Below are 25,981 nucleotides of genomic sequence, written 5' to 3' on the forward strand. Positions count from 1 at the left end.
ATGATACGTCAAGAGAAAATGACGGTCGTCTCTCAAAAGCAAATTGCGACAAACATTTTCGAACTGACACTTCATGGTGAACTGGTTCAGGAGATGACTCCTGGCCAGTTTGTCCATGTAAAGGTGTCGGATTCACTGGAGCCGCTTTTACGTCGACCAATTAGTATTGCAAATATTGATAAAGACAACAATGAGTTTACAATGATCTATCGTGCTGAGGGGCGTGGTACGAAAGTTCTGGCAACAAATCGAGAAGGTCAGCTGGTCAACGTACTTGGACCAATTGGGAATGGTTTCCCAGTAGAAGCGGTGCAAGAGGGAGGTACTGCACTATTAGTTGGTGGTGGCATTGGTGTCCCTCCATTACATGAGCTAGCCAAGCAATTGAATGCTCGTGGTGTGAAAACAATCCACGTCTTAGGCTTCCAAACAAAAGATGTCTGCTTTTATGAGGATGAATTTAGTGCACTTGGTGAAACGCATTATGTTACGGTGGATGGCTCGAAAGGTACAAAAGGCTTTGTAACAACGGTTTTAGAGTCGCATGCTCCTGAATTTGATGTTTTTTATTCCTGTGGACCCTTACCAATGTTAAGAGCATTAGAAGGCTTTTATCCTGAAAAAGAAGGCTATTTATCATTTGAAGAACGTATGGGCTGTGGTATTGGAGCTTGCTTTGCATGTGTATGCAAAACAACTGATCAGGTTGAAAAAGACTATGTTAAAGTTTGCTCTGATGGACCAGTTTTCCCGAAAGGAACGGTGGCACTATGAGTCGTTTAACAATTCAAATACCAGGCTTAGATTTAAAAAACCCTATTATGCCAGCCTCAGGTTGCTTTGGTTTTGGTCGTGAATATGCACAGCTTTATGATTTATCTAAACTGGGGGCTATCATGATTAAGGCAACAACGGTCGAAACGCGTGCAGGTAACCCTACGCCACGTGTTGCCGAAACAGCAGCGGGGATGTTAAATGCCATTGGTCTACAAAATCCAGGCATTGAAAAAGTGATGAATGAGGAATTAAAATTTTTAGAGGATTATAATGTGCCCATCATCGCCAATGTTGCTGGAACAGAGACATCAGACTATGTAGAAGTAGCACGCCGTATTTCAACAGCCTCAAATGTTAAAGCGTTGGAGCTGAATATTTCGTGCCCTAATGTGAAATGTGGTGGTATTCAATTTGGAACAGATCCTGCTACTGCACGTGAGCTGGTCAAGGCTGTCAAGGCTGTGTCAGAAGTGCCAGTCTATGTGAAGTTATCACCAAACGTGACGAACATCGTTGATATTGCCCTAGCTGTTGAAGCAGGTGGAGCAGATGGTATTACCATGATTAATACATTGGTTGGTATGCGTTTAGATGAGCGTACAGGTAAGCCAGTCATAGCTAATGGCACAGGTGGACTATCTGGTCCTGCTGTAAAACCTGTAGCAATACGAATGGTTTATGAGGTGTACAAGGCTGTCAATATTCCGATAATTGGTATGGGCGGTGTAACGGAAGCACAGGATGTCATTGATTTTATGTCCGCAGGTGCTTCAGCTGTAGCAGTAGGAACAGCTAACTTTGTTGACCATTTCGTTTGCCCGAACATTATTGAAGAATTACCAGCAAAGCTGGATGCATTAGGTGTAGAACATATAACAGAGATTATTGGAAGGAGCCATCGTTGATGAATACGAAACCTATACTAGCTCTAGATTTTCCAGGAGAAAAAGAAGTATTCGATTTTCTTAAAAAATTCGATGAGCCTCTTTTCGTGAAAATTGGAATGGAATTATATATGCAAGAGGGACCTGATATCGTACGTAAAGTAAAGGATTTAGGTCATGATATTTTCCTTGATTTAAAATTACATGATATCCCAAATACAGTAGGCTCTGCGATGAAGGGGCTAGCAAAATTAGGGGTAGATTTAGTCAATGTCCATGCTGCAGGCGGACGTGCTATGATGGAAGCAGCTCTAGAAGGACTTGAAGCAGGAACACCAACAGGCAAAGAACGTCCTGCGCTAATAGCTGTTACTCAATTAACATCCACAACAGAAGAACAAATGCAAGCAGAACAAAAGATTGCTCTTTCATTGCAAGAGTCTGTCCTACACTACGCAGGGCTGACAAAGGAAGCAGGCTTACAAGGTGTTGTTTGCTCTGTCCATGAGGCTAAGGCAATTGCTGAGGTGTGTGGAGATGAATTTCTACGTGTCACACCTGGGATTCGTTTAGCTGGAGGTGCTGCACACGATCAAAAACGTATAGCAACACCTGATGGGGCAAAGCATGATGGTTCATCACTCATCGTTGTTGGCCGTGCTGTAACAGGTGCACAGGATCCAGTAGCAGCATATAAAATCGTAAGTGAATTATGGGAGGCATAAATTATGACATTACAAAATGAAATTGCACACGCTATGTTAAAAGTTGGAGCAGTAGAATTAAATCCTACAGAGCTATTTACATGGGCATCTGGTATTAAATCACCTATTTACTGTGATACACGTTTAACAATTTCCGATCCAGTTATTCGTAAACAATTAGCAAATGGTTTAGCCTCTGTCATCAAAGAAAATTTTGGAGCGACAGAAATTGTAGCAGGAACAGCTACAGCAGGTATCCCACATGCGGCATGGGTAAGTGATATTTTAGAATTACCAATGGTTTATGTACGCTCTAAAGCGAAGGAGCATGGCCGTGGTAATCAAATTGAAGGAAAATACGTAGCAGGACAAAAAGTAGTGGTTGTGGAGGATATCGTTTCTACAGGTGGTTCTTCCATTACAGCAGTAGAAGCATTGCGTGCAGCAGGCTGTGAGGTGCTTGGAGTTGTTTGTGTATACACATATAATCTTCCACGCGCTGAACAAGCATTTGATGAGGCTGGCATCCAATACGTATCATTAACAAATTTTGATTATCTGATTGAAGCAGCAAATGAATCCGGCGCTATTAAAGAAGAAGATATTCCATTCTTAAAAGAATGGCATGGAAAATTAAAAGCTGGAGAGCTATAATTAGAAATCTTGTAAAAGTAGTAGTAAAACATAGAGTTACTGGAATATAAAAGAGGGCAAATGCATAGAAACAACTATCGATACTTTTGTTGATAGTTGTTTTTTTGTGTTTTTCGACGTAGTCAAAGGAAAATAAACTTTATTAACTTTTAAGAGAAGTATGGCCTATAGATTAAAGAAATTATAAAAATAATTATTTTTTTAATGTAATATAAAACACTTCATTTGTTTAGTGCTTTAGTAAATAAAATTATTCATTAATAATAATTAGGAAAATTTAGTATCATTCTCTGAATTAAATAAACAATAAAAATCCTTTTATAATCATGTTTTCCAAATAAAAGTAAATTTCGACGTAGTATGTGTGGATCAATTGAGTAGGTTATTATTATTTTAATAAAATAAAAAAATGATACTTTAGGCAAATAAAGTTGAAAATGAACTAATATTCAGTATGCTTAAACCTAAAGTATCCAATTTGAAATGGTATAGTTGTATGGATTATTTTGTATGTAATATTATGAGAATTGTAAAAATTCACTTGATTAAATGTATTATTTCCAGATAAAATAGCATTACGCCTAATTGTCAGAATATTATATACTGATCCAGTTACTATTACATTTGGAAAATAGGATCAATTTTATGTAATGAAGATGTTCTCTTTAAAATTTGATGTTTTTTTTAGCTAATATAATTTTGAAATAGGTTTAACATCTTATGATCTAATTTTTCGGAATATTGAATCTTATGAGGGAAGCCAAAAGCTAATTTCTTTTTACATCTTTTACTTAAAGAATACATTTTAGACATATGTTTCTGTTGCTTACATAAAGGATGTAGTGATTTTTAGTAAAAAAATTAAAGGTGTGATATTAAATGAGCTTAATGTTAGAAGTGAAAAACCTTAAAACTGGTTTCGATATAGATGGGGATATCTATCATGCTGTTGATGATGTTTCTTTTTCAGTCAAATCAGGTCAAATTATTGGGGTAGTTGGAGAATCTGGATGTGGAAAAAGTGTCATGTCACTTTCAGTTATGCAGCTTCTTCCAAAAGGGATTGGCAAAATTACAGGCGGAGAAATTAAGTTTGAAGGAAAAAACATCGAAAATTATTCTAGCGATGACATGAATAAGATTAGAGGAAAAGATATCAGTATGATTTTCCAAGAACCCATGACATCATTAAATCCCGTTTTTACAATTGGTTCACAAATACAAGAGATTATCTTAAATCACTCTAAAATCTCAAAGGCTGAGGCTAAAAGTAAAGCAATAGACTTATTAAAGCAAGTCGGCATACCCAGAGCGGATCAAATTGTAGATGAGTATCCTCACCAATTATCTGGTGGTATGAGACAAAGGGTTATGATTGCCATTGCCATTGCATGTCAACCTAAACTATTAATTGCAGATGAGCCTACTACGGCACTTGATGTGACGGTACAAGCTCAAATCTTAGAGCTATTAAAGACAATTCAAGCAAAAAATGATATGTCCATCGTACTTATTACACATGATTTAGGAGTCGTAGCCGAAATGTGTGATGAAGTAATTATCATGTACGCGGGGAAAATTGTAGAAAAAACAAATGTAGATAATTTGTTCCACAATCCTCAGCATCCTTATACAAAGCTATTAATGGCTTCTATACCAAGAATCGATGAGGAAGTTGAAAAGTTAACGACCATTCAAGGGATTGTACCTTCGTTGAAAAATATGCCCCAAATAGGTTGCCGTTTTGTGGATAGATGTCCTTCAGCTATGCCTGATTGTAGCAAGGTTACGCCGCAACTTTCCTTTATAGATGATGGACATGAGGTATCTTGTTTACTTTATGAAAGTTGCGATACTAGAAAGGGTGTGAGCTGACAGCATGAATGAAACAATCGTAAAACAAAAAAAGGATAACTTATTAGAAATAATTGATTTGAAAACATATTACCCAATCAAAGGTGGCTTCTTAAGGCATACTGTCGGTCATGTAAAAGCAGTGGATAACATTTCTTTTTCTATTAAAAATGGCGAGACATTAGGGTTAGTTGGAGAATCGGGTTGCGGCAAATCGACAACTGGACGGACAATTTTAAGATTATTAGACTCGACGGATGGAAAAATTATCTTTGACGGTAAAGATATTACAAACTTGAGAGGGAAATCTTTAAGAGATATACGAAAAGATATTCAAATGGTATTTCAGGATCCATACGCATCTTTAAATCCTATGCAAATGGTAGGAAGCATTGTTGCAGAGCCGATTATGAATTTTAGTAACAAATCATTGAAATCATTAAAAGGCGAGGTAATGGAGCTATTAAGAAAAGTCGGCTTACCTGAAGATGCCTATTATAAATATGCTCATGAGTTCTCAGGTGGTCAGCGCCAGCGTATTGGTATTGCTCGGGCACTTGCACTTAGACCAAAGCTTATTATTGCAGACGAGCCTGTTTCAGCCTTAGATGTATCAGTACAATCACAAGTTCTTAATCTATTAAAAGAACTTCAGGATGAGTTTGATTTAACATTCCTGTTTATCGCACATGATTTAAGTGTGGTCAAGCATATGAGCGATCGAATTGGCGTGATGTATCTAGGAAATATTGTAGAAATAGCTGATAAGGAACATATTTACGATGAGCCATTACATCCTTATACACAAGCATTGATCTCTGCAATACCTGTGCCTGATCCGAGAAAGAAAAATAGTCGTATTGTTTTAGAGGGAGATATACCGAGTCCTGCTAATCCACCATCAGGCTGTCCATTCCATCCAAGATGTCCAAAGGCAATGGCAGAATGTTCATTATCTAAGCCAGCTTTAAAGGAGGTGAAGTCGGGGCATAGTGTTGCTTGTCATTTATATTAAAAACTAAAAACGGAAAATAGTTATTGACAAAAATAAAATTACGGGGGGAAAAAAATGAAAAAATCAGCATTATGGTCATTTATGCTATTGCTAGTTATGGCATTATTTTTAGCTGCATGTAATAATGACTCATCAAAAACAGAGAAGGAAAATGAAAAGGATACAAGTGGGGATACAACGACAACAACAGATAAACCTTCTACAGAGGGTGGCATCGTAACATATGGTACAGATGTTGCACCTGAAGGCGTATATGATCCTGCTTATTCAGGTAGTATTGTAGACAGCTATATTCAAAATTTCACAATGGAAGGTATTTATGATGTAAATGATGACTTAGAATATGTTCCAAACTTAGCTTCATGGGAAATTAGTGAGGATAAATTAACGTATACGTTTACATTCCAGAAGGGTGTAAAATGGCATAATGGTGAGGAATTAACAGCTGATGACTGGGTTTTTGCTTTAGAAACTCTTGCGCATCCTGATTATGCTGGACCTCGCTACAATTATGTTGAGGGAATTAAAGGTGCCAAAGCTAAAAAAGAAGGTAAGGCTGACAAAATCGAAGGTATTGAAGTAGTAGATCCATACACTGTAAAAATCACTTTTGAACAAGTGAAAATTAATAATTTAGAAAATCTATGGTCAAATCCAATGCCGAAGAAACATTATGAAGGTATTGCTGTTAAGGATTTAGAGGAGTCAAAGCAAGTTCGTGAAAATCCTGTTGGCTTAGGGCCATTTAAGGTGAAAAAAGTTGTAGATGGAGAATATTCTGAATTAGAGCGTTTTGATGATTACTGGAAGGGCAAACCACAGCTTGATGGTGTTATTGTAAAAGTAATTGACCCATCATTAGCAACTGGTGCATTCCAAAATGGAGAAATTGACATTATGGATATTAGACCACAATCTGTAAAAGAATTAGAAGCATTAGGCAATGTACGTATTGAAGAAACTAATGGTGTGGGCTATTCATATATCGGACTTCGTTTTGGTCATCGTGATAAAGCTACATTAAAAAATGTGGCAGATTTTGATAAATTTAATGCAAAAGAATTACGTCAAGCATTATTATATGCAATTAACCGTCCAGCAATGATCGATGCTTTCTTAGAAGGAAAAGCAACAGTTGCCAACACTGTGATTCCAACTACTTTCTGGACTGCTGCACCAGAGTCAGAACTAAACCAATATGAATTCAACCCAGAAAAAGCAAAAGAGCTATTAGCATCTGCAGGTTATGTAGATAAAGATGGTGATGGTTTCGTAGAAGATCCAAAGGGACAACCATTTAAAATTTCATTTGGTCACTATGCAGGTTCAGCAGCATTTGAAGGACGTGCACAAGCAATTGTTCAATCTTGGAATGATATTGGTGTAAAAACAGAATTAGCGACAGGTAGTTTAATTGAGTTTAACTTATATAATGATATGAAAGATAATGATGATGCAGCTTTAGAAGCATTCTTCGGTGCGTGGAGTACAGGTGCTGATCCAGATCCATCAGGATTATGGGGTAATGACGCTGAGTGGAACTATGGTCGTTGGGTAGATCCTAAAAACCAAGAATTATTGGATAAAGGCTTAAGTGAAGAAGCATTTGACAAAGAAAAACGTATGGCAACATATGTTGAATGGCAAAAATACTTCAACGAAGAATTACCTGCACTTCCTTTATGGGAAAACTTAGATTTATATGGTATTAATAACCGTTTACAAGGTGTTCATGTCAACGCTGTTGGCTTCCAAACGGATGTTTATAAATGGCATATTAAAGAATAAGCTATTGTGTACTTTAATTCTTGCTAACTAAGTCCTTGAAAAGAGGACTTAGTTAGTAAATTTATAGATAAGGAGACGTTACATGCTTCAATATACACTTCGACGACTACTTGGCATGATCCCATTGTTACTCCTTATTTCGTTGGTGGTATTCTTTTTAGCGAAAATGATGCCAGGAGATGCATTTGCTGGTGAAATTGATCCTTCTAATACGAATCCACAATATATCGAAGAAATGAGAGAAAAATTAGGCTATAACGATCCTATTATCCAACAATACGGTAGATGGATTGTTAATTTTATGCAAGGGGATTTTGGTAAATCAACTGTTTATAAGAAACCAGCAGTAGAAATTATTGCGCAGCGTATACCTAATACCATATTTTTAGCTCTAACATCGTTAATTTTTACCTACATATTTGCATTTATCATGGGCATGTATGCTGGTAGAAAACCCTATACACTTGGGGATAATTTGATTGCAACGTATAATTATCTAGCTTTAGCCATTCCGTCATTTGTTGCGGGAATTGTAGCCATTTACTTTTTCTCGTTCAAGTTAGGTTGGTTCCCATTTAACGGATCTGTTGGTGTCGGGCTAGAGCCTGGAAATTTGGACTACTATATAAGTAGATTCCACCATGTTTTACTACCTGCGCTTATATTAGGATTGATGGGAACAGCATCCTATACACAATTTTTGCGGAATGACATTATTGAAAATAGTAGAAAAGATTTTGTAAGAACTGCGAGAGCAAAGGGAACAAAAGAATCGAAAATTTATAACAAACATATTTTACGAAATTCTATTATTCCTCTTATTACGTTCCTTGGGTTTGATATCGCAACTTTAATTAGCGGTGCGGTAATAACAGAAACAATCTTTACGTATCCTGGAATAGGTGCTCTCTTCCTTGAATCAGTTGGAAGAAGGGATTATGCAGTCATGATGTCGATCACAATGTTACTTTCGTTTTTAACACTTTTTGGAAATTTAATAGCGGATTTATTATATGGTGTAGTAGATCCACGTATTAGATTGGATTAAGGAGGGGGAAATATGACATTGGTAACGGATCAAGAAGTTTTAACGCCAAAATCGCCAAAGAAAAGCCCCTCGCCATGGGTAATTGCGAGACGAAAGTTCTTTAAAAATAAACTAGCCTTGATTAGCCTTATATTTTTACTGATTGTTATTATCTTATCGTTTCTAGCACCATATATTACAACTAAAGATATTGTCCGGGTGGATTTTACCCAAATAAGTAAACCACCCTCTAGTGAAAATTGGTTAGGAACAGATACAAATGGACGAGATGTGTTTACAAGAATGCTCTATGCTGGTAGATCCTCTTTAACAGTGGGATTAAGCTGTATGTTCTTTATTGTTTTAATTGGAACTACAGTCGGCGCAATTTCAGGGTACTTTGGTGGAAAAATAGATCAAATACTCATGAGATTTACAGATTTTATCTTAATGTTTCCATTTATGATTTTTGTAATTGTTTTAAATCAAATTCTAATTGGAAAAGTATCTGGTCTATGGACTTTGATTTTTGTTATCTCACTGTTAATGTGGGGATCAGTTGCAAGGATTGTACGAAGTAGGGTGCTTGCTGAAAAGGAAAATGAGTATATATTAGCAGCTCAATCAATAGGATGTAAATCATCAAAGATTATTATGAAGCATTTACTACCTAATGTTGCTTCGACGATTATTGTACAAGCAACATTGCTGATGGCTGTAACAATCGTCGCTGAATCTGGTTTAAGCTTTTTAGGGTTAGGCGTACCAGCAGATACACCAAGTTGGGGGAATATGCTGTCCGAAGCTAGAAACTCAGAGGTATTAAAGGAGAAGCTTTGGATGTGGGTGCCTCCTGCAACAGCTATTACACTAGTAATTTTGTCCATTAATTTTATCGGAGAAGGGTTAAAGGATGCATTAAATCCAAAATCTAGAAGGTAATTAAAAAATGGGTATTAAATAAATGACAAGAAAATAGGGCACCTTTAAATGTGATTACTTTTACATTTAAAGGTGCCGAATTTTATAAAGGATAATAGTTTAATACATAGTAATATTGATTGTCCTTACAAAGAAGATAGAGACCTGAAATAATGTTTTGAGACCAACTATTATGGTCTAATCACACAAGGCTTTGGACTGTGGCATGGACCTGGATAGGCAGATGCTGTGGTAGAACCAACACTAATTAATACGATTGTAAAACAACATGTAGCAAGAAGAAGTTTCATACTTTTTTTCATTGAATACACCCCTTTATTCGTGTTAACTCTATCATAATATATTCCTTAAAATATTTAAATTAATTTTACATAAATGGTATTTATTAACTAATTATTTTGTGTAAAATAAAAGAATGAAGGGAATTATAGTCTACTAAAAGGTAGTAAGTTTATCTAGGTTTAGTCTGATGGGGATATTGGGTAATAAAAGAAGTAAATTAAAAAAACTCCCATCACAGTTTTTATACTGTCGATAGGAGTTATAGCTTTTAGCGATTAGCAACCCAAGTTTTTACTAGATCAGCAGTACCATAAACATAATGCTGGTCACCTACTTCATGGTAGGTTGCACTTTCGTCAACCTCTGTATGCTTGTACTGAATACGTTGACGGCGCTTCTCTGACATTGGATCAGGAAGTGGGATAGCTGATAGTAAAGATTTTGTATACGGATGAACAGGGTTATTGTAGATATCGTCTGCTTTACCGATTTCCATGATTTTACCGCGGTACATTACAGCAATACGGTCACTGATGTATTTTACCATAGATAAGTCATGGGCAATGAAAAGATATGTTAAGCCACGTTCTTTTTGTAGTTGTTTTAGTAAGTTAACAACTTGCGCTTGAATAGATACGTCTAGCGCAGAGATTGGCTCATCCGCAATGATAAACTTAGGATCTAAACTTAGTGCACGGGCAATCCCAATACGTTGACGTTGACCACCAGAGAATTCGTGTGCGTAACGATTCGCGTGCTCTTTGTTTAAACCAACAGCTTCAAGTAACTCTTGGATTTTTGCACGACGTTCTTTTTTATCCTTGTAAAGGCCATGAATATCAAAGGCTTCACCAATGATCTCACCAGCTGTCATACGAGGGTTTAAAGAAGCATAAGGATCTTGGAAAATCATTTGCATTTGACGGTTAAATTTCTTTAACTCAGTTTTGGATTTTTTTCCATGGACATTTTCACCATCGAAAACAATCTCGCCACCTGTAATATCATATAATCGAATAATTGAACGACCAGTTGTTGACTTACCACAACCTGATTCACCCACAAGACCAAGTGTTTCACCTTCGTAGACATCGAAGCTGATACCATCTACAGCTTTGATAGGATTACTTGGCGAACCAAAATGCTGCTGTAAATTTTTGATTTCAAGAATTTTTTTCGCACCAGTTTTAGTCATTTTCTTGTGCCTCCTTTGCTAAATACCCTTCAATACGTTTAGCAACCGCATCTGGAAGAGGAATCTTTGGTGCATCAGGATGCAACAACCAAGTCTTTGCAAAATGTGTTTCACTTACTTGGAACATTGGTGGCTCTTGTTCATAATCAATCGCCATAGCATACTCGTTACGAGCTGCAAATGCATCACCCTTAGGTGGATTCGTAAGATCGGGTGGTGAGCCTGGAATCGTACGTAATAGCTCATCAGTATCATTATCTAAATCTGGCATTGAACCAAGTAGACCCCATGTGTAAGGATGCTTTGGATTATAGAAAATATCATTCACAGTACCATATTCAACGATTTGCCCAGCGTACATTACCGCTACACGGTCAGCGATATTCGCCACTACACCTAAATCGTGTGTAATGAAAATGATAGATGTTTTCGAGTTTTTCTGAATTTCTTTCATTAATTCTAAAATTTGCGCTTGAATTGTTACGTCTAGAGCTGTTGTCGGCTCATCTGCAATTAATAGCTTAGGATCAGCTGCAAGTGCAATGGCAATAACAACACGTTGACGCATACCACCAGAAAATTCATGTGGGTATTGGTTATAGCGTTTTTCAGGGAAGGGGATACCTACCTGTGTTAAAAGCTCAATCGCGCGTTTTTTCGCTTCGTCTTTAGAAACTTTTTTGTGTTGCAAAATGACTTCAGTAATTTGACGTCCGACCTTCATTGTTGGATTCAAACTTGTCATAGGATCTTGGAAAATCATTGCAATTTCATTTCCGCGTACTTTAGACATTTCTTTATCAGTTAATGGAACTAAATCACGGCCATTGAATAAAATTTGTCCTGACTCATAAATACCAGGTGGCTGGGGAATTAGTTTCATTAATGCATTACTTGTAACACTTTTACCAGAGCCTGATTCACCTACTATAGCGAGTGTTTCACCCTCCTTTAAATCAAAGTTAACACCACGTACAGCACGGACAAGCCCTGCGTAAGTTTTAAAATTAATTCTTAAATCTTTTACTTCTAGAATTGTTTTACTCATTTCGGCCACCTCCTTATTTACGTAGTTTTGGATCTAGAGCGTCACGTAAGCCGTCACCAACTGCGTTAAACGCAAAGATTGTCAGTGAGATAAATACTGCTGGGAAAATCAAGCGCCATGGAGCATTGGCAATAGCTTTATTACCATCAGAGGCCATTGTACCCCAAGAAGCTGTCGGAGCAGGCACCCCAAGACCAAGGTAGCTTAGGAATGATTCGGTGAAAATAGCAGATGGAATTGTTAACGTCATCGTTACTAAGATTGCACCAAGAGCATTCGGAACTAAGTGTTTAATAATTAAATGGCCTGTACTAGCACCTAATGTACGAGCAGCAAGAACATACTCTTGATTTTTAATAGATAGTACTTCACCACGAACGATACGTGCCATGTTAATCCATCCAGTGATGGACAGGGCAATAATCATAGGAATTAAACCAGGTTGCATAACAACTAAAAGTACGATTACTACTAGAAGGTAAGGTACAGCTGTTAAAACGTCAGCAATACGCATCATGATGTTATCAACGCGACCGCCTGCTAAGCCTGAAATACTTCCCCATAAAACACCGATGATTAAGTCAATAATCGCTGCAGCAATTCCGATAAATAGGGAAATACGAGCGCCTTCCCAAATACGAACGAAAATATCACGACCAAGGTCGTCCGTTCCAAACCAAAATTGTGCAGATGGTGGTGCATTGTAAACACCTAGCTGATCACTTGCTTTATATTGAGAAAGCATTGGTACGAATGTAGCCATTAAAATAACAATGATTAAAATGATTATCCCAATGATGGCTAATTTGTTATGAGAGAAACGGAGAAATACTTCTTTCCAAAAGGAGACTGATTTATCAGCTAATTTTTCCGTTGCTTCATGATTTCCACCAACAATTTTAAACTTATCTTTTTCAATTTGTTGCTGTGTCATTATTTTTTCGCTCCTTTCAGTTTAATACGCGGATCAATCACACTATATAGAATATCAACGATTAATACCGCAAATAAAAGGATGATGGAATAGAACACCGTCGTACCCATAATTACTGTATAGTCACGGTTTGTAATACTTTGAACAAAGTGCTTACCAAGTCCAGGAATAGCGAAAATTTGCTCAACAATGAAACTACCTGTTACAACACCAGCTGTTAATGGACCAAGGTATGTTACGACTGGCAGAAGGGCATTTCGTAATGTATGACGGAATACGATTGTCCATTTACCAATACCTTTTGCACGAGCCATTTTTACATAATCACTATTGTTTTGTTCAAGCATACTTGAACGTGTTAATTTTGCGATAAAGCCCATGTGTGAGAAAGCGATTGCAAGGGCTGGTAAAATACTATAAATAAAGCCCTTCCACCCACTAATAGGGAACCAGCCTAGCTTAAAGGCTAAGAAATACTGCATTAAACCTGCTAAGATAAATGAAGGTACTGATATACCGAGCACCGCAAAGGACGTTGCCAAATAATCCGGGAACCTATTATGATATAGCGCGGAAACTACGCCAATTAATACACCGAATCCAACTGCTAATAGCATAGCTTCAATCCCTAATGTTAATGAAACAGGGAAACTTTCAGAAATCATATCATTTGTAGAACGCGCTTTATATTTCATTGACTCACCGAAATTGAATGTGGCCGTATCGATTAAATAATCTTTATATTGAATATACCAAGGGTTATTTAATCCATACGTTTCGTTTAACTTCTCCTCAATTTGAGGTGGGAAATTACGTTCACTCGCGAAAGGACTACCAGGAGCGAGACGCATTAAGAAAAACGTAACCGTTACGATGACGAAAAGCGCGAGAAGTATATACATCAGCCTTTTCAAAATATATTTAATCACATAAAACTCCTCCTTCTATTTGTCAATTTTCAGACAAATATATGCCTTCGTATTTTAAAAAGAGCTGACTCGCGCCGAAGTGGCTACGAGGCAGCTCTTCGCTGTAGAGCTAAATAAGCGAATTATTGTTGATTATTTCTCTACTTTAACCTCTTTAAGAGAGATGTTACCAAGGATGTCTGCCTTCATGTTTTTCACATAATCTTGTACTACAGATAGGTTCGTGTAGTAGTAGATTGGAATAACTGGGAAATCATTCACAGCAACTTTTTCAGCTTGTTTTAAAAGCTCAAGACGTTTAGCAGGATCTGCTTCAACGTTAGATTGATCTAATAATTTTTTGTATTCTGCACTTTCCCAACCAGTATCGTTGTTACCATTTGCAGCAGTGTCATACATTTCTAAGAATGTATAAGCATCGTTGTAGTCACCAACCCAGCCCATACGGCCAACTTGGTAATCTAATTGGTTAAGTTTTTCTAAATATACTTGCCATTCAGAGTTATCTAGACCTACAGTGATACCTAGGTTTTTAGTCCAGCCCTCTTGAACGTATTGAGCGATAGCAGCGTGTGCTTCACTTGTGTTGTAAGAAAGGTTAATTTTGATATCTGCTGGGTTTGTAATTCCAAGTTCTTTCATACCAGCTTCAAGTGCTGCTTTAGCACCTTCGATATCGTTATCTTTGAAGTAACCACGGTCTTCTTCAAAGCCATGAACGGCGATAGGAACCATACCTAATGCAGGTTTTTGCTCACCTTTAGTAATGTTGTCGATTAAACCTTGACGATCAACTGCTAAAGCTAACGCTTTACGGATGTTAGCGTTTCCAGTGATTTTATCTTTTGTATTTAGCTTGTACCAGTAAACAGAAGCTTGGTCATTGATATTTAATGAACCATCAGCTTTAAATGCATCGATTGAATCAAGTGCCACAGATTGGAATGGTGCACCTAAGTAGTCAATTTCTCCAGCTTTGAAACTTGTTGCTGCAGTTGCTTCAGACTCAACCATACCGATATTAACAGTTTCTAAAGAAACTTTATCAGCATCCCAGTACTCTGGGTTTTTCTTTAATACGATTGTATCATTGTGTCTCCATTCAGCTAATGTGAAAGGACCGTTTGTTACATAGTTTTCACCAGCATCTGCATACCACTCATCATTACCTTCAACTACTTTTTGGTTTAATGGTGCATATGTTTTGAATGCTGTTAATTCTAAGAAGTAAGGTGTTGGGTTTTCTAAAGTTACTACTAATGTTTTTTCGTCTTGTGCTTTAACGCCTACATCATCAGCAGAACCTTCACCATTGTTGTATGCTGCAGCACCTTTAATTGGATAAAGGATTGAAGCATATTCAGAAAGATTGTCTGGGTTTAATGCCCATTTCCAAGCGTATTCGAAGTCACCAGCTACTACTGGATCTCCGTTTGACCATTTAGCATCACGTAATTTGAACGTGTATGTTTTTAAATCTTCACTAACTTCCCAGCTTTCAGCAGCAGCTGCAACCGGACGAGCGTCTGCATCAAGTGTTGTTAATCCTTCAAAAGTATTTGTAAGAATAACACCAGAAGTTGTATCTGTTGCTAATGCAGGATGAAGTGATGGCGGCTCAGAAGCTACTACAACATTTAATTCGCCACCTGATGAAGTTGTTTCTTCTGAAGAACCAGAATCTTTTCCTTCGTCTTTTGATTTGTCAGACGAATCTCCACCGAAGCCACATGCAGCAAGTACTAAAGAAAATACTGCAAGGACTGTTAGTAATAAAAACTTTTTGTTTTTATTCATGTGAATCCCCCTTATACAATTTTTAAGCCTTTTGTGAAGCTCCTATTTAATATACCAAAAAAATCATTGTGTACAAAATAAAAAAGATTCGAATTTATATAGTATTATCTGACATTTAGGAGAATAATAAATTTTTCCGATTTATCACACTAAAGAGGAGAAGTGTATATATATTAAAAATTTGATATTTACTTATTCTGAATATCAAAAATAAAGTAAAAATAAAAAAATGATTTACTATACGGAAAATTCCTATTTTTTTGATAATATTATCGATATTTGAAAAATGAATCAAAAGTCATAGATGTAATACCTTGAGGAATTTGTATAGATTTGTAGAAAATCTATGTAAAACTCAGTGAATTAGTTTCTTTTACAGGTAATTTCTTGTAATTTACTATCGCAAAACATGAATATTTTTATCTATTAATGATATATAAGAAACTTGTTTTGTATTTTTCTAGGATTATCCATTTGTGGGGAAGAAAAAGAAAAAAATGAGCATTTGTATGAAAAAAGGTACCCATACTAAGAAAAAATTGGATTTAGTGACAAGCTAGTTTATGAGATTAAGTTTTTTTGAAATAATTTTAGAGCTAGTTGAATATACATGCATTTATGCAGTTGGTTACTGTTTTATTCATCAGTCAAAAAATAAAGAGAATGCTTCAATTCGTCCTATATTCTTCCAAAGAGAACCCTTTTAATCATATTGTTTTTTTGAGGATGTCATTTGTCTTACTGAAGAGGATTGATAATGCAAATAATTACTAAAAATCTGTTTATTCATCAAATGAAAACGTTATCAATAGCTATTCAGAAGGATATTCTTCCACTTTTTAAGTGGTGTACTATGAAAAAAATATAAAAAAACAGTGCATCCCATCTATAAAATGCACTGTTTTCTATTTAAAGTTTAAATTGATTGATTTGATTCTGTAAATCTAAGGACTTTTCGCTTAGATCTGCGGCAACTTGGTTTACTTGTTGTACTGTTATAGATTGTTCTCTTGTTGCTGAAGCTACAATTTTTGTATTATCTGCGCTCGTTGAAGCACCGTGGGCGATTTCTGCAACGGACGCTGCAACCTGTTCAGCACTAGCTGAAATTTCTTCAGAGGTAGCTGATATATCTTCAATCTGATCTGTCATCGTATTAATTGCTTTCACAATTCCTTCAAAGGCTTGTCCAGCATGTCCGATGATTTTAACGCCCTCTGTGACAGAATGAAGTCCATCAAAGACTGCTTTTTCTACATTATGTGTATCCTGTTGAATATCTAGCGTTAAGGCAACGATTTGGTTGGCTGATTGTTTGGATTCCTCAGCTAACTTACGAACCTCATCTGCTACAACCGCAAATCCTTTACCATGCTCTCCAGCTCTAGCCGCTTCAATTGCTGCATTGAGTGCCAATAAATTTGTTTGATCTGTAATGGCTGTAATGACAGCTGTGATCTGACTAATCTCATCTGATTGCTTACTCAATTTTTGAACAAGATTATTAATCATTTGTGTTGATTCATGGATGACATTCATTTGTTGCTGAGCTTCTTCTACAGTCTCATTTCCATTTGTTGCTAATTCAGAAGTTGTTATAGCATTCTGATGTAGTTGCTGAGTTGCCTCAGCTATCCGTTGAACACCTACAGCCGTTTCATCCATTGCGTGTGCGCTTTCGTTAGCTGCTACTGTAGCTGTCACTGCAGCATCAGCTGTTTCATTAATCCGTATTGTTATTTCATCAGCAGTGGCAGTTATTTCTTCAGTGGAGGCAGAAAGTTCCTCTACTGAAGCTGTTAAATGCTCTGCATTGTCCTGTATATGCGTTAATAAATTTTTCAGATTACCCTTCATGGCATTAAAAGCTGTTGAAAGCTAACCAATTTCATCTTTTGATTGATAGGTAATATCTGGATGAATTAATTCACCATTAGCTACATGGTTGGCTGCCAGAACGACAGATTTTAAAGGGCGTGAGATTGTCCGTTGTATATAGAAAATAAGGAAAATACCTAGAGCGATACCAATAATGATTGCGATAATGGAAATAAGTTGGGAATTGAATACGGCCTGTTTAGATTCTTTTGTCACAATATCTAGTTGTTCCTTTTGATAGTTTCCAATTTTATCGGATACATCTTGTATACCTTTATTCGCTTGTTGTACTTCACCATTTACCTTTTGCAAAGCACCTTCTAGATTACCAGCTTCAAATAGAGCTATTGCTTCGGTTGCTGCCTTGTTAAAAGTATCATTATAAATTTTTAATTCCTGTGCATATGTTTCCATTTCAGCTGAATTTGATTTTTCTATGATTTCTTCTACATGTGTGTCGAGCATACTTGCATATTTTGAGAAACTCTCTTTGTTAGCAGGTTTGTCTTCGATGATAATGGCACGAATGAAAAGACCTTGCATAGCCATTTCGTATTGAATATCATCTGCTAATTCTACAAGGGCAACATGTCCTTCTAATGCATTTTCAATCTTTTTTTCAATGTTTGAAAATAACAGAAACATAATGAACAAAGAAATGATTAATGTGAGAATAATTGCAAAGAAACCAAAGCTTAATTTTTTACCTACAGACATATAGATACGCCCTTTCCTAAATGCTCTATAAAAATTTTTATACTTTAATTTAGCGTTTCTCAGTAGTAGAAGTCAATATTCGTTGAAGGAAACAGTGCAGATTATTCATGTGTTTTTAAATTGTTATTATAATAAGGAAGATTGTCTGTAAAAATCAATCAAGATAAGGTTGTTTTCATCGTTTTATAGTACGGATTACGTGTACTCGTTATAAAAAAGAAGAAACCGATACAATTTGTATCGGTTTCTTCCTTTATGACTGTTTCTTTAACTGTAAAATGACTGTCTCATCAGGGTCAATATACAGTGTCTTTTGTTCAAAATAGATGACAAAACCAGGTTTGGCACCATTTGGTTTTTTAACCTGTCTTATTTCGGTATAATCTACAGGCACGGAAGAGGATTCTCTGGCCTTAGAAAAATAGGCGGCTAGTGTGGCAGCTTCTCGCAACGTCGTTTCATCTGGTTCACTTGAATGAATGACAACATGTGATCCAGGAATATCTTTTGTGTGTAACCAAATATCAGTCCGCTTTGCTAGTTTAAATGTCAGCATGTCATTTTGTTTATTGTTTTTTCCAACAGAGATTATTACACCTGTAGAAGAAACATAGCGTTCTGGTTCAGGTTTCGCTTGTTTTTTCTTTTTCTTCGCATGACGTAGTTTTAAGTAACCTTGCTCTGCTAGCTCTTCACGAATTTCCTCAATATCTCCAGGAGAAGCCTGCTGAACTTGCTGTGCTAGCATTTCGAAGTAAGAAATTTCATCAGTCGTTTTTTCTAGCTGCTCTTGAACCATGACCAAGGCATTTTTTGCCTTTGTGTACTTTGTATAATAGCTTTGGGCATTTTCAATCGGTGTTTTACGTTCGCTTACTGGAATCGTTATTTCTTCGCCAGTTTCACTATAGTAATTTGTGACAGTAACTTCCTTGACTCCTTTTTCAAAGGCATAGATATTAGCCATTAATAGCTCACCATATAGTTGGAATTGATCGAGCTTAGAGGCACGTTCATAATCCTTCGTTAACTTTTTTGTTTTTAAAGCTAGTTTGTCAATCTCATTTTGTAGCCAGCGCTCTAAATCGCCTGCTTGTTGTTTTACACGATCTCGCTCTGCACGTGCAAAGAATACACGATCAAGAAGCTCATGGACATTAGGATAGATTGTTATATCCCCGTCATGCAAGTGCGTTAATTCGATAGGGGAAAAGTATACTTTCTGTTTGAAGAGTACGTACATAGGCTTCATTCCACCGTTCGCAAAGGAGGTCATAAAATCCTTGAAACATGCTAGCGTATTTGAAGTCGTCTTCATTCGATACAATAATTCTTCTGCGTGGAGAGGTGAAAAACCAGCTAATTGTTGCACTATCTCTTTAGAGGTTTTTGCTTCAACAAAAAATGCTGTTAGCTCTTCATCTGTCACTGTTAAAGGATTCCATTTGTTTTGTGTGGGTGGCGCAATATACGGTTGCCCTGGTAGTACAGTCCGGAAGCTATTGACTGAAGGCGGTAGATGTTTTAGGCTGTCAATAATTTTTCCCTGCTCTTGATCAATCAACAGTAGATTACTATGTCTACCCATAATTTCAGCATGTATTTCTCTTACAATTGGATCTCCAATTTCATTTTTACTTTCAATTTCTACTATTATAATGCGATCAAAATCACGCTGTTTTATAGAAGCAATAAAACCACCCTCTATATGCTTACGCAAAAGCATACAAAACATTGGCGGCTCTGCTGGATTTTCAATCACTTGTTCTGTAAGGTGTACACGTGCATAAGAAGAGTGGATGGAAAACAGTAATTTATGATTCTTTCCGTTCGCTCGCACATGTAAAATAACCTCTTGTGCATTAGGTTGGTGTATTTTGGTAATCCGACCAGTGACTAGCTGTTGTAGGTCGGCAGTTATTGAATAAGTAAATAAGCCATCAAATGCCATATGAATTCCTCTTTCCAACGATATCAAGCATCTTGGTACTTTCGTATTTTTTTCTTAATGTATCTGCATTCACTATTTTTAAGCTTCTGCAAATACTCTTTTGGTATGTTTATCATAGCATTTTTTAGGTGAATATTAAAATATAGCTTCAATTGTGGTAGAATTAGCTTTTACTTTATCCAAATTTTTTTGGAGAGTCGTCATAATCGACAAAGCTTATGTTATAATAATCCCAGTATGCAAAGAAAGGTGTGACGAACCTTGGTGCGTAGTATGACTGGTTTTGGCAGAGGTGTCACAACAACTAGAGACTTTCAATTAACCGTGGAAATGCGCTCGGTCAACCATCGTTTTTTAGAAATTAATGCAAAATTTCCGAAAGAATGGCTTGAAGCTGAAATTTTTGCAAAGAAACTAATTTCTCAAGCTTTGTCACGCGGCAAAATTGATGTGATGGTATATGTGAAGGACTTAGAGAACGTAGAGCAATCTATTGAGATTAATTGGTCATTAATTGAAGCGTATCGTAAGGCAAAAGAGCAATTAGCAAGTAAAGTACCACTTGAAGAAAAATGGACGATGCAAGAACTTTTATCGTTAGAGCAGGCACTTGTACAGCAAAAACCCCAGCTTACACCAGAGGATTTGCTCAGTGCTGTTGAACAAGCGATTTCACAAGCGATTGAACAGCTCGTTCAAATGCGTGAGCGTGAAGGGCAAGAATTACAAGAGGTTGTTGTACAATATAAAGAACAGTTAATGGAGCAAGTCAATCAGATTCGTTTGTGTTCTTCGCTTGCTGTTGAAAAATATCGTACACGATTAATAGAGCGAATTAATGAAGTTGCAAATGGCACATTGCTAGAAGATCGTTTACTAGCGGAAGTAGCAATTTTTGCAGAACGAGTAGACATCTCCGAAGAATTAGACAGATTAGATAGTCACTTCAATCAACTGAAGGAAACATTACTTGAAAAGATTTCGGTTGGGCGTAAATTGGACTTTTTAATGCAGGAAATACATCGCGAGATTAATACGATTGGTTCAAAAAATCAATCTACAGAAGCAGCGGTTGCTGTTGTTCAGGCGAAAACAATTTTAGAAAAGATGCGTGAGCAAGTGCAAAACATCGAATAACTTGCACGTGTCTGTTATAAATTAAGGGAGATATAGAGAATAAATGATAAAAGAACGTGGATTATTAATTGTTCTGTCTGGCCCCTCTGGTGTAGGTAAAGGGACAGTGCGAAAAGAATTATTTTCTCAGCCGAATACGAATTATGAGTATTCCATCTCGATGACAACACGAAATCCTCGCGAAGGTGAAGTAGATGGTGTAGACTATTTTTTCAAGACGCGTCATGAATTTGAAGTGTTAATTGAACAAGGTGGCTTATTAGAGCACGCTGAATTTGTCGGTAACTATTATGGAACACCATTAGCTTATGTAAATGAAACACTTGATGCAGGTCGTGATGTATTTTTAGAGATCGAAGTGCAGGGTGCAGCACAAATTCGTAAAAAAGCACCAGATGCCTTATTTATTTTCTTAGCCCCTCCAAGTTTAACGGAATTAAAAGATCGTTTAGTTGGACGTGGGACAGAAACGGAGGATATCATTGCCAAACGAATCGCTACTGCAAGTGAAGAGCTTGAAATGATGAGCTTGTATGATTATGTTGTGGAAAATGATGAAGTGACGAATGCCTGTGATCGTATAAATGCGATTATTAAAGCCGAGCATTGTCGTAGAGAACGTGTTGAAAAAAGATATTTGTCAATGTTGAGAGGAGAATAAAACAATGCTATACCCATCAGTAGATGCTTTAAAAAAAGAAATCGATTCAAAATATTCATTAGTGAGCCTTGCTTCTAAACGTGCTCGCCAAATGCAAGAAGAGCAAGACACAGAACGCTTACACAAGTATGTTTCCCATAAATATGTAGGGAAAGCACTTGAAGAAGTAGCGGCAGGTGTACTTACGAAAGTATCACAGGATGAGTCAACTGTGTATGAGGACGAAATCTAACATCATGTAAAGTGCTTTACTATGTTTACATGCATGCTAGTCTAGTTAGCAGTAGATTTTGATTATACAGAATGCCGAAAGCTCCCAGGGAATCCTTCTTTGGGAGCTTATCATTTGAAAGGACGACACCTAGCATGAATAAAAATATTTTACTTTGTGTTTCAGGCGGGATTGCCGTATATAAGGCTGTGGCACTCGTAAGCAAGCTATCACAAGCAGGAGCCAATGTAAAAGTCATCATGACAGCCTCTGCTAGACAGTTTGTAAATCCATTAAGTTTTCAAGTGATGTCCAAAAATGATGTTTATTTTGACACATTTGATGAAAAAGATTCAAGTGTGATTGCTCATATAGACTTAGCAGACTGGGCTGATTTAATTTTAGTAGCGCCAGCTACAGCAAATATAATAGGCAAAATGGCCAATGGTATAGCAGATGATATGATCACAACAACCCTGCTTGCTACGACAGCACCCGTATGGATTGCACCAGCTATGAATGTACACATGTACGACCATCCTGCGGTAAAACGGAATTTGGATAGGCTATCAGCTGATGGCTACAAATTTATTGAGCCTTCCGAAGGATTTTTAGCATGTGGCTATGTCGGGAAGGGCCGTCTAGAGGAGCCAGAAAAAATCACTGCACTTGTTCAAGATTTTTTTTCGGGAAAAACAAAACCACTAACAGGTAAAACAGTCATAGTGACAGCAGGTGCCCTGCATGTACCATTGGATGAACAGCATGTAATTAGTTCACAGGCAAATGGAGCCATAGGACGAGCTTTAGCACATGAAGCAAGAATGCTAGGCGCACATGTGATTGAAATAGAAAATGCAAATTTGTTTGATGCTATTCAGCAATTGGAAGCTTATAAAATCCAATATCCTCAAGCAATATTGATCCATGCAGCAAATGTGCCGACTATAAAGGAAACCCCCATCATTTCAGTAGAAGGCATAAAAGCGATCACTTTCGGACAAAAAGTGCAAGGAACACCAATGCTTAATATACTTTCTGAGAGATGGATTGATTTTAGTGAAAAAGCGCAGCTTAACGGACAGTTTTTGGCTACAATTAACCCACAACTTTTTGCTCAGACATTATGGTCTTATATTATAAAGGGTGAGGAACAATGAGCTTTTTGATAGCAGAGGTCATTGTAGATGTCTCTACTTACCATGTAGATCGTCCATTTGATTATCAAGTACCTGTAGAATGGATTAGTGTTATCGAATTAGGAAGTCGTGTTAAAGTGCCATTTGGTCCAAGAAATGTCCTGGGTTTTGTTGTTGGATTGAAGAAAGAAACAGATGTACCGTTAAATAAACTAAAGGCAATCAATCAAATTTTAGATATGGAGCCAGTCCTGACAGAAGAAATGTTGCGAATGGCGAAGTGGTTGAAGAACGATACGATTTGCTATGAAATAGATGCCTTGCAAGTGATGTTACCATCTGCACTTCGAGCCAAGTATGAAAAAATGATTAAGCTACAACAAGGTCAACAATTGCCACTAGAGGTACAGGCTATATTCGGGAAGCGTCAACGAGCAAATTTTAAAGAATTTGAGCGAGCAGGTTTACTACCCCTATTGAAACAATTGGTTGCAGATAACATTGTTACAATCGAATATGTTGTGAAGCAACAGGGAAATGTGAAAGAAATTCGAATGGTTCAAATAACAGCAGACCAACAACTTATTGAACGTGCCTTAGAGCAGTCATCCAGGGCAGTTAAACAACGGCTATTATTGCAATGGATGTGCCAACACTTAGGAGAGGTTTTTACTCCCCAACGAATTTGTGACGAAGCAGGGGTCTCTATATCAGTATTAGAGGCAGTAATTGACAAAGGAGCTGCTCAATTTATTCAAGAGGAAGTATTTCGTGATCCATTTACGAAGGAAGTTTCACGTACACAAGCCTTACAATTAACGGATGAGCAGCAGGTTGCTCTCCAAGCTATTACTACAGCTATGGACCAGCAAATGGCGCAAACCTTTTTATTACATGGTGTGACCGGGAGTGGCAAAACAGAGGTTTATTTGCAGGCTATCCAAAAGGTATTAGAAGAAGGAAAAGAAGCTATTATGTTGGTACCTGAAATCTCTTTAACGCCACAAATGACTGAACGATTCCGCAGTCGCTTTGGTGAGATGGTTGCTGTGATGCATAGTGGATTATCTGTAGGGGAGAAATATGATGAATGGCGTAAAATTCAACAAGGCAAAGTGAAGGTCGTAGTTGGAGCTCGTTCAGCTATTTTTGCTCCCTTTACGAATATAGGGCTTATTATATTGGATGAGGAACATGAATCAACTTATAAGCAAGAAGATTCACCGCGTTATCATGCAAGAGATGTAGCCATCTGGCGTAGCGAATTTTATAAATGTCCTATTATTTTAGGGAGTGCAACACCAGCATTAGAATCATTTGCAAGAGCTAAAAAGGGAATATATAAGCTACTCTCATTAAAACACCGTGCTTTACATCAGGCTTTGCCGACTGTTTTTATTGCAGATATGCGTGAAGAGTTGAGACAAGGTAATCGTTCGATGTTTTCCCAATCACTGATTGAAGCAATCCGTTTAAGACTTGAGAAAAAAGAGCAAATAGTGCTGTTTTTAAACCGTCGTGGCTATTCATCATTTGTACTCTGCCGAGATTGTGGAACAGTTGTCCAATGTCCAAATTGTGATATTTCATTAACCTATCATCGAACAACTGAAAAATTGAAATGTCATTATTGTGGTTACGAGGAACATGTTCCACAAATATGTCCGCAATGTCAAAGTGATCATATTCGTTATTTTGGTACAGGTACACAAAAGGTGGAAGAGGAACTGTATAAGTTGTTTCCTGAGGCAAGAGTATTACGTATGGATGTAGATACTACGAAGCATAAGGGGGCACATGAAGAAATATTGGAGACATTTGGGGCAGGGCAAGCAGATATTTTGCTGGGTACTCAAATGATTGCAAAGGGTCTAGATTTTCCAAATATTACGCTAGTCGGTGTACTTAGTGCCGATACATCCTTACATTTACCTGATTACCGCGCAGCAGAGCGAACATTTCAGCTATTAACACAGGTAAGTGGCCGGGCTGGGAGACATGACAAGCTAGGGGAAGTCATCATTCAAACGTATACACCTGAGCATTACGCAATTGAATTAGCTAAAACCCAAGAGTATGAACCATTTTATGAACGTGAGATGTTTTTACGTCGCAGATCCAACTATCCACCTTATTATTTTGTAGCTCTTATTCAATTATCCCATGAAGATGTCATGATGGCTGCTGAATATGCTGGTCGAGTGGCTGATTGGTTACGAGGAAACTTATCGAATCAAGTCGCAATAATAGGACCAACAACTGCGAGTATTGCTCGTCTCCAAAATAGATATCGTTATCAATGTTTGATAAAATATAAAATTGAACCAAATCTAATTCCTGTGTTACAACGTCTACTTGCCATGTATAGAGCAGAGTGGATTAAGCAAGGAATATTAATGACGGTAGATTTAGATCCATCTACTATATAGTTAGCATGTAATAGTAGCACGATTTCTA

At 37.1% G+C, this 25,981-nt stretch carries 22 protein-coding genes; 14 read left to right on the forward strand and 8 right to left on the reverse strand.

The genetic code is table 11. The annotated features are described in order from the left end of the window. The 9 genes from NP781_RS01945 to opp4C all read left to right on the forward strand — a co-directional run bounded on the left by NP781_RS01945 (position 1) and on the right by opp4C (position 9,645). Positions 1-774 carry a dihydroorotate dehydrogenase electron transfer subunit gene (locus tag NP781_RS01945; RefSeq protein ID WP_004227355.1) on the forward strand — a complete coding sequence of 258 codons (774 nt, stop codon included), beginning with the start codon at positions 1-3 and terminating at the stop codon, positions 772-774. Then, positions 771-1,682 carry a dihydroorotate dehydrogenase gene (locus NP781_RS01950; protein WP_048394627.1) on the forward strand — a complete coding sequence of 304 codons (912 nt, stop codon included), beginning with the start codon at positions 771-773 and terminating at the stop codon, positions 1,680-1,682. Before NP781_RS01945 ends, NP781_RS01950 begins: the two co-directional genes overlap by 4 nt. Then, positions 1,682-2,386: an orotidine-5'-phosphate decarboxylase gene (gene pyrF, locus NP781_RS01955; protein ID WP_221679775.1), complete on the forward strand. Its 705-nt coding sequence runs from the start codon at positions 1,682-1,684 to the stop codon at positions 2,384-2,386. Before NP781_RS01950 ends, pyrF begins: the two co-directional genes overlap by 1 nt. A 3-nt stretch (positions 2,387-2,389) precedes the next feature. Then, positions 2,390-3,019 carry an orotate phosphoribosyltransferase gene (pyrE, locus tag NP781_RS01960; protein ID WP_048394623.1) on the forward strand — a complete coding sequence of 210 codons (630 nt, stop codon included), beginning with the start codon at positions 2,390-2,392 and terminating at the stop codon, positions 3,017-3,019. Between the two features lie 879 nt (positions 3,020-3,898). After that, a complete protein-coding gene (locus NP781_RS01965; RefSeq protein WP_048395394.1) occupies positions 3,899-4,894 on the forward strand; it encodes an ABC transporter ATP-binding protein in 996 nt (331 codons plus the stop codon). Positions 4,895-4,898: 4 nt separating this feature from the next. Then, complete coding sequence (locus NP781_RS01970; RefSeq protein WP_048395393.1) at positions 4,899-5,888, forward strand: ABC transporter ATP-binding protein; 990 nt, start codon at positions 4,899-4,901, stop codon at positions 5,886-5,888. 54 nt (positions 5,889-5,942) lie between these two features. Next, a complete protein-coding gene (opp4A, locus tag NP781_RS01975) occupies positions 5,943-7,676 on the forward strand; it encodes an oligopeptide ABC transporter substrate-binding protein (protein WP_221679777.1) in 1,734 nt (577 codons plus the stop codon). A gap of 82 nt (positions 7,677-7,758) precedes the next feature. Further along, positions 7,759-8,724, forward strand: coding sequence for an oligopeptide ABC transporter permease (gene opp4B, locus NP781_RS01980; protein ID WP_016994271.1), 966 nt, complete (start codon positions 7,759-7,761; stop codon positions 8,722-8,724). A 12-nt stretch (positions 8,725-8,736) separates the two neighbouring features. After that, positions 8,737-9,645, forward strand: coding sequence for an oligopeptide ABC transporter permease (gene opp4C / locus NP781_RS01985; RefSeq protein WP_048395389.1), 909 nt, complete (start codon positions 8,737-8,739; stop codon positions 9,643-9,645). A gap of 550 nt (positions 9,646-10,195) precedes the next feature. On the opposite strand, the gene NP781_RS01990 is transcribed toward opp4C, so the two are convergent. The 8 genes from NP781_RS01990 to NP781_RS02025 all read right to left on the reverse strand — a co-directional run bounded on the left by NP781_RS01990 (position 10,196) and on the right by NP781_RS02025 (position 20,376). Continuing rightward, a complete protein-coding gene (locus NP781_RS01990; RefSeq protein WP_221679779.1) occupies positions 10,196-11,122 on the reverse strand; it encodes an ABC transporter ATP-binding protein in 927 nt (308 codons plus the stop codon). Beyond that, on the reverse strand, positions 11,115-12,170 hold the full coding sequence (locus tag NP781_RS01995) for an ABC transporter ATP-binding protein (RefSeq protein WP_221679782.1): 1,056 nt from the start codon (positions 12,168-12,170) through the stop codon (positions 11,115-11,117). The genes NP781_RS01990 and NP781_RS01995 overlap by 8 nt, the downstream gene beginning before the upstream one ends. A gap of 13 nt (positions 12,171-12,183) precedes the next feature. After that, complete coding sequence (locus NP781_RS02000; protein ID WP_004227369.1) at positions 12,184-13,104, reverse strand: ABC transporter permease; 921 nt, start codon at positions 13,102-13,104, stop codon at positions 12,184-12,186. Further along, a complete protein-coding gene (locus NP781_RS02005) occupies positions 13,104-14,033 on the reverse strand; it encodes an ABC transporter permease (RefSeq protein WP_004227372.1) in 930 nt (309 codons plus the stop codon). Before NP781_RS02005 ends, NP781_RS02000 begins: the two co-directional genes overlap by 1 nt. Before the next feature lie 132 nt (positions 14,034-14,165). Further along, positions 14,166-15,830, reverse strand: coding sequence for a peptide ABC transporter substrate-binding protein (locus tag NP781_RS02010; RefSeq protein ID WP_004227373.1), 1,665 nt, complete (start codon positions 15,828-15,830; stop codon positions 14,166-14,168). 909 nt (positions 15,831-16,739) lie between these two features. Next, on the reverse strand, positions 16,740-17,687 hold the full coding sequence (locus tag NP781_RS02015) for a methyl-accepting chemotaxis protein (RefSeq protein WP_257521281.1): 948 nt from the start codon (positions 17,685-17,687) through the stop codon (positions 16,740-16,742). A 21-nt stretch (positions 17,688-17,708) separates the two neighbouring features. Beyond that, on the reverse strand, positions 17,709-18,425 hold the full coding sequence (locus NP781_RS02020; protein WP_257521282.1) for an MCP four helix bundle domain-containing protein: 717 nt from the start codon (positions 18,423-18,425) through the stop codon (positions 17,709-17,711). Between the two features lie 253 nt (positions 18,426-18,678). Further along, entirely contained in the window at positions 18,679-20,376 is a 1,698-nt protein-coding gene (locus tag NP781_RS02025) for an Rqc2 family fibronectin-binding protein (RefSeq protein WP_257521283.1), read from the reverse strand. A 261-nt stretch (positions 20,377-20,637) separates the two neighbouring features. Here NP781_RS02025 and NP781_RS02030 point away from each other — a divergent pair, with 261 nt between their 5' ends. The 5 genes from NP781_RS02030 to priA all read left to right on the forward strand — a co-directional run bounded on the left by NP781_RS02030 (position 20,638) and on the right by priA (position 25,953). Further along, complete coding sequence (locus tag NP781_RS02030; RefSeq protein ID WP_004227378.1) at positions 20,638-21,513, forward strand: YicC/YloC family endoribonuclease; 876 nt, start codon at positions 20,638-20,640, stop codon at positions 21,511-21,513. A 43-nt stretch (positions 21,514-21,556) separates the two neighbouring features. Beyond that, a complete protein-coding gene (gmk, locus tag NP781_RS02035; protein ID WP_004227379.1) occupies positions 21,557-22,174 on the forward strand; it encodes a guanylate kinase in 618 nt (205 codons plus the stop codon). A 4-nt stretch (positions 22,175-22,178) separates the two neighbouring features. Beyond that, complete coding sequence (gene rpoZ / locus NP781_RS02040; protein ID WP_004227380.1) at positions 22,179-22,406, forward strand: DNA-directed RNA polymerase subunit omega; 228 nt, start codon at positions 22,179-22,181, stop codon at positions 22,404-22,406. Positions 22,407-22,540: 134 nt separating this feature from the next. After that, entirely contained in the window at positions 22,541-23,545 is a 1,005-nt protein-coding gene (coaBC, locus tag NP781_RS02045; RefSeq protein WP_221679788.1) for a bifunctional phosphopantothenoylcysteine decarboxylase/phosphopantothenate--cysteine ligase CoaBC, read from the forward strand. After that, positions 23,542-25,953 (forward strand): primosomal protein N', encoded by a 2,412-nt coding sequence (gene priA, locus NP781_RS02050; protein ID WP_257521284.1) that lies wholly within the window; start codon positions 23,542-23,544, stop codon positions 25,951-25,953. The genes coaBC and priA overlap by 4 nt, the downstream gene beginning before the upstream one ends. The last annotated feature ends 28 nt before the right edge of the window (positions 25,954-25,981 follow it).

The sequence above is a fragment of the Lysinibacillus sp. FN11 genome (assembly GCF_024628845.1).
In the GTDB taxonomy this organism is placed as follows: domain Bacteria; phylum Bacillota; class Bacilli; order Bacillales_A; family Planococcaceae; genus Lysinibacillus; species Lysinibacillus capsici.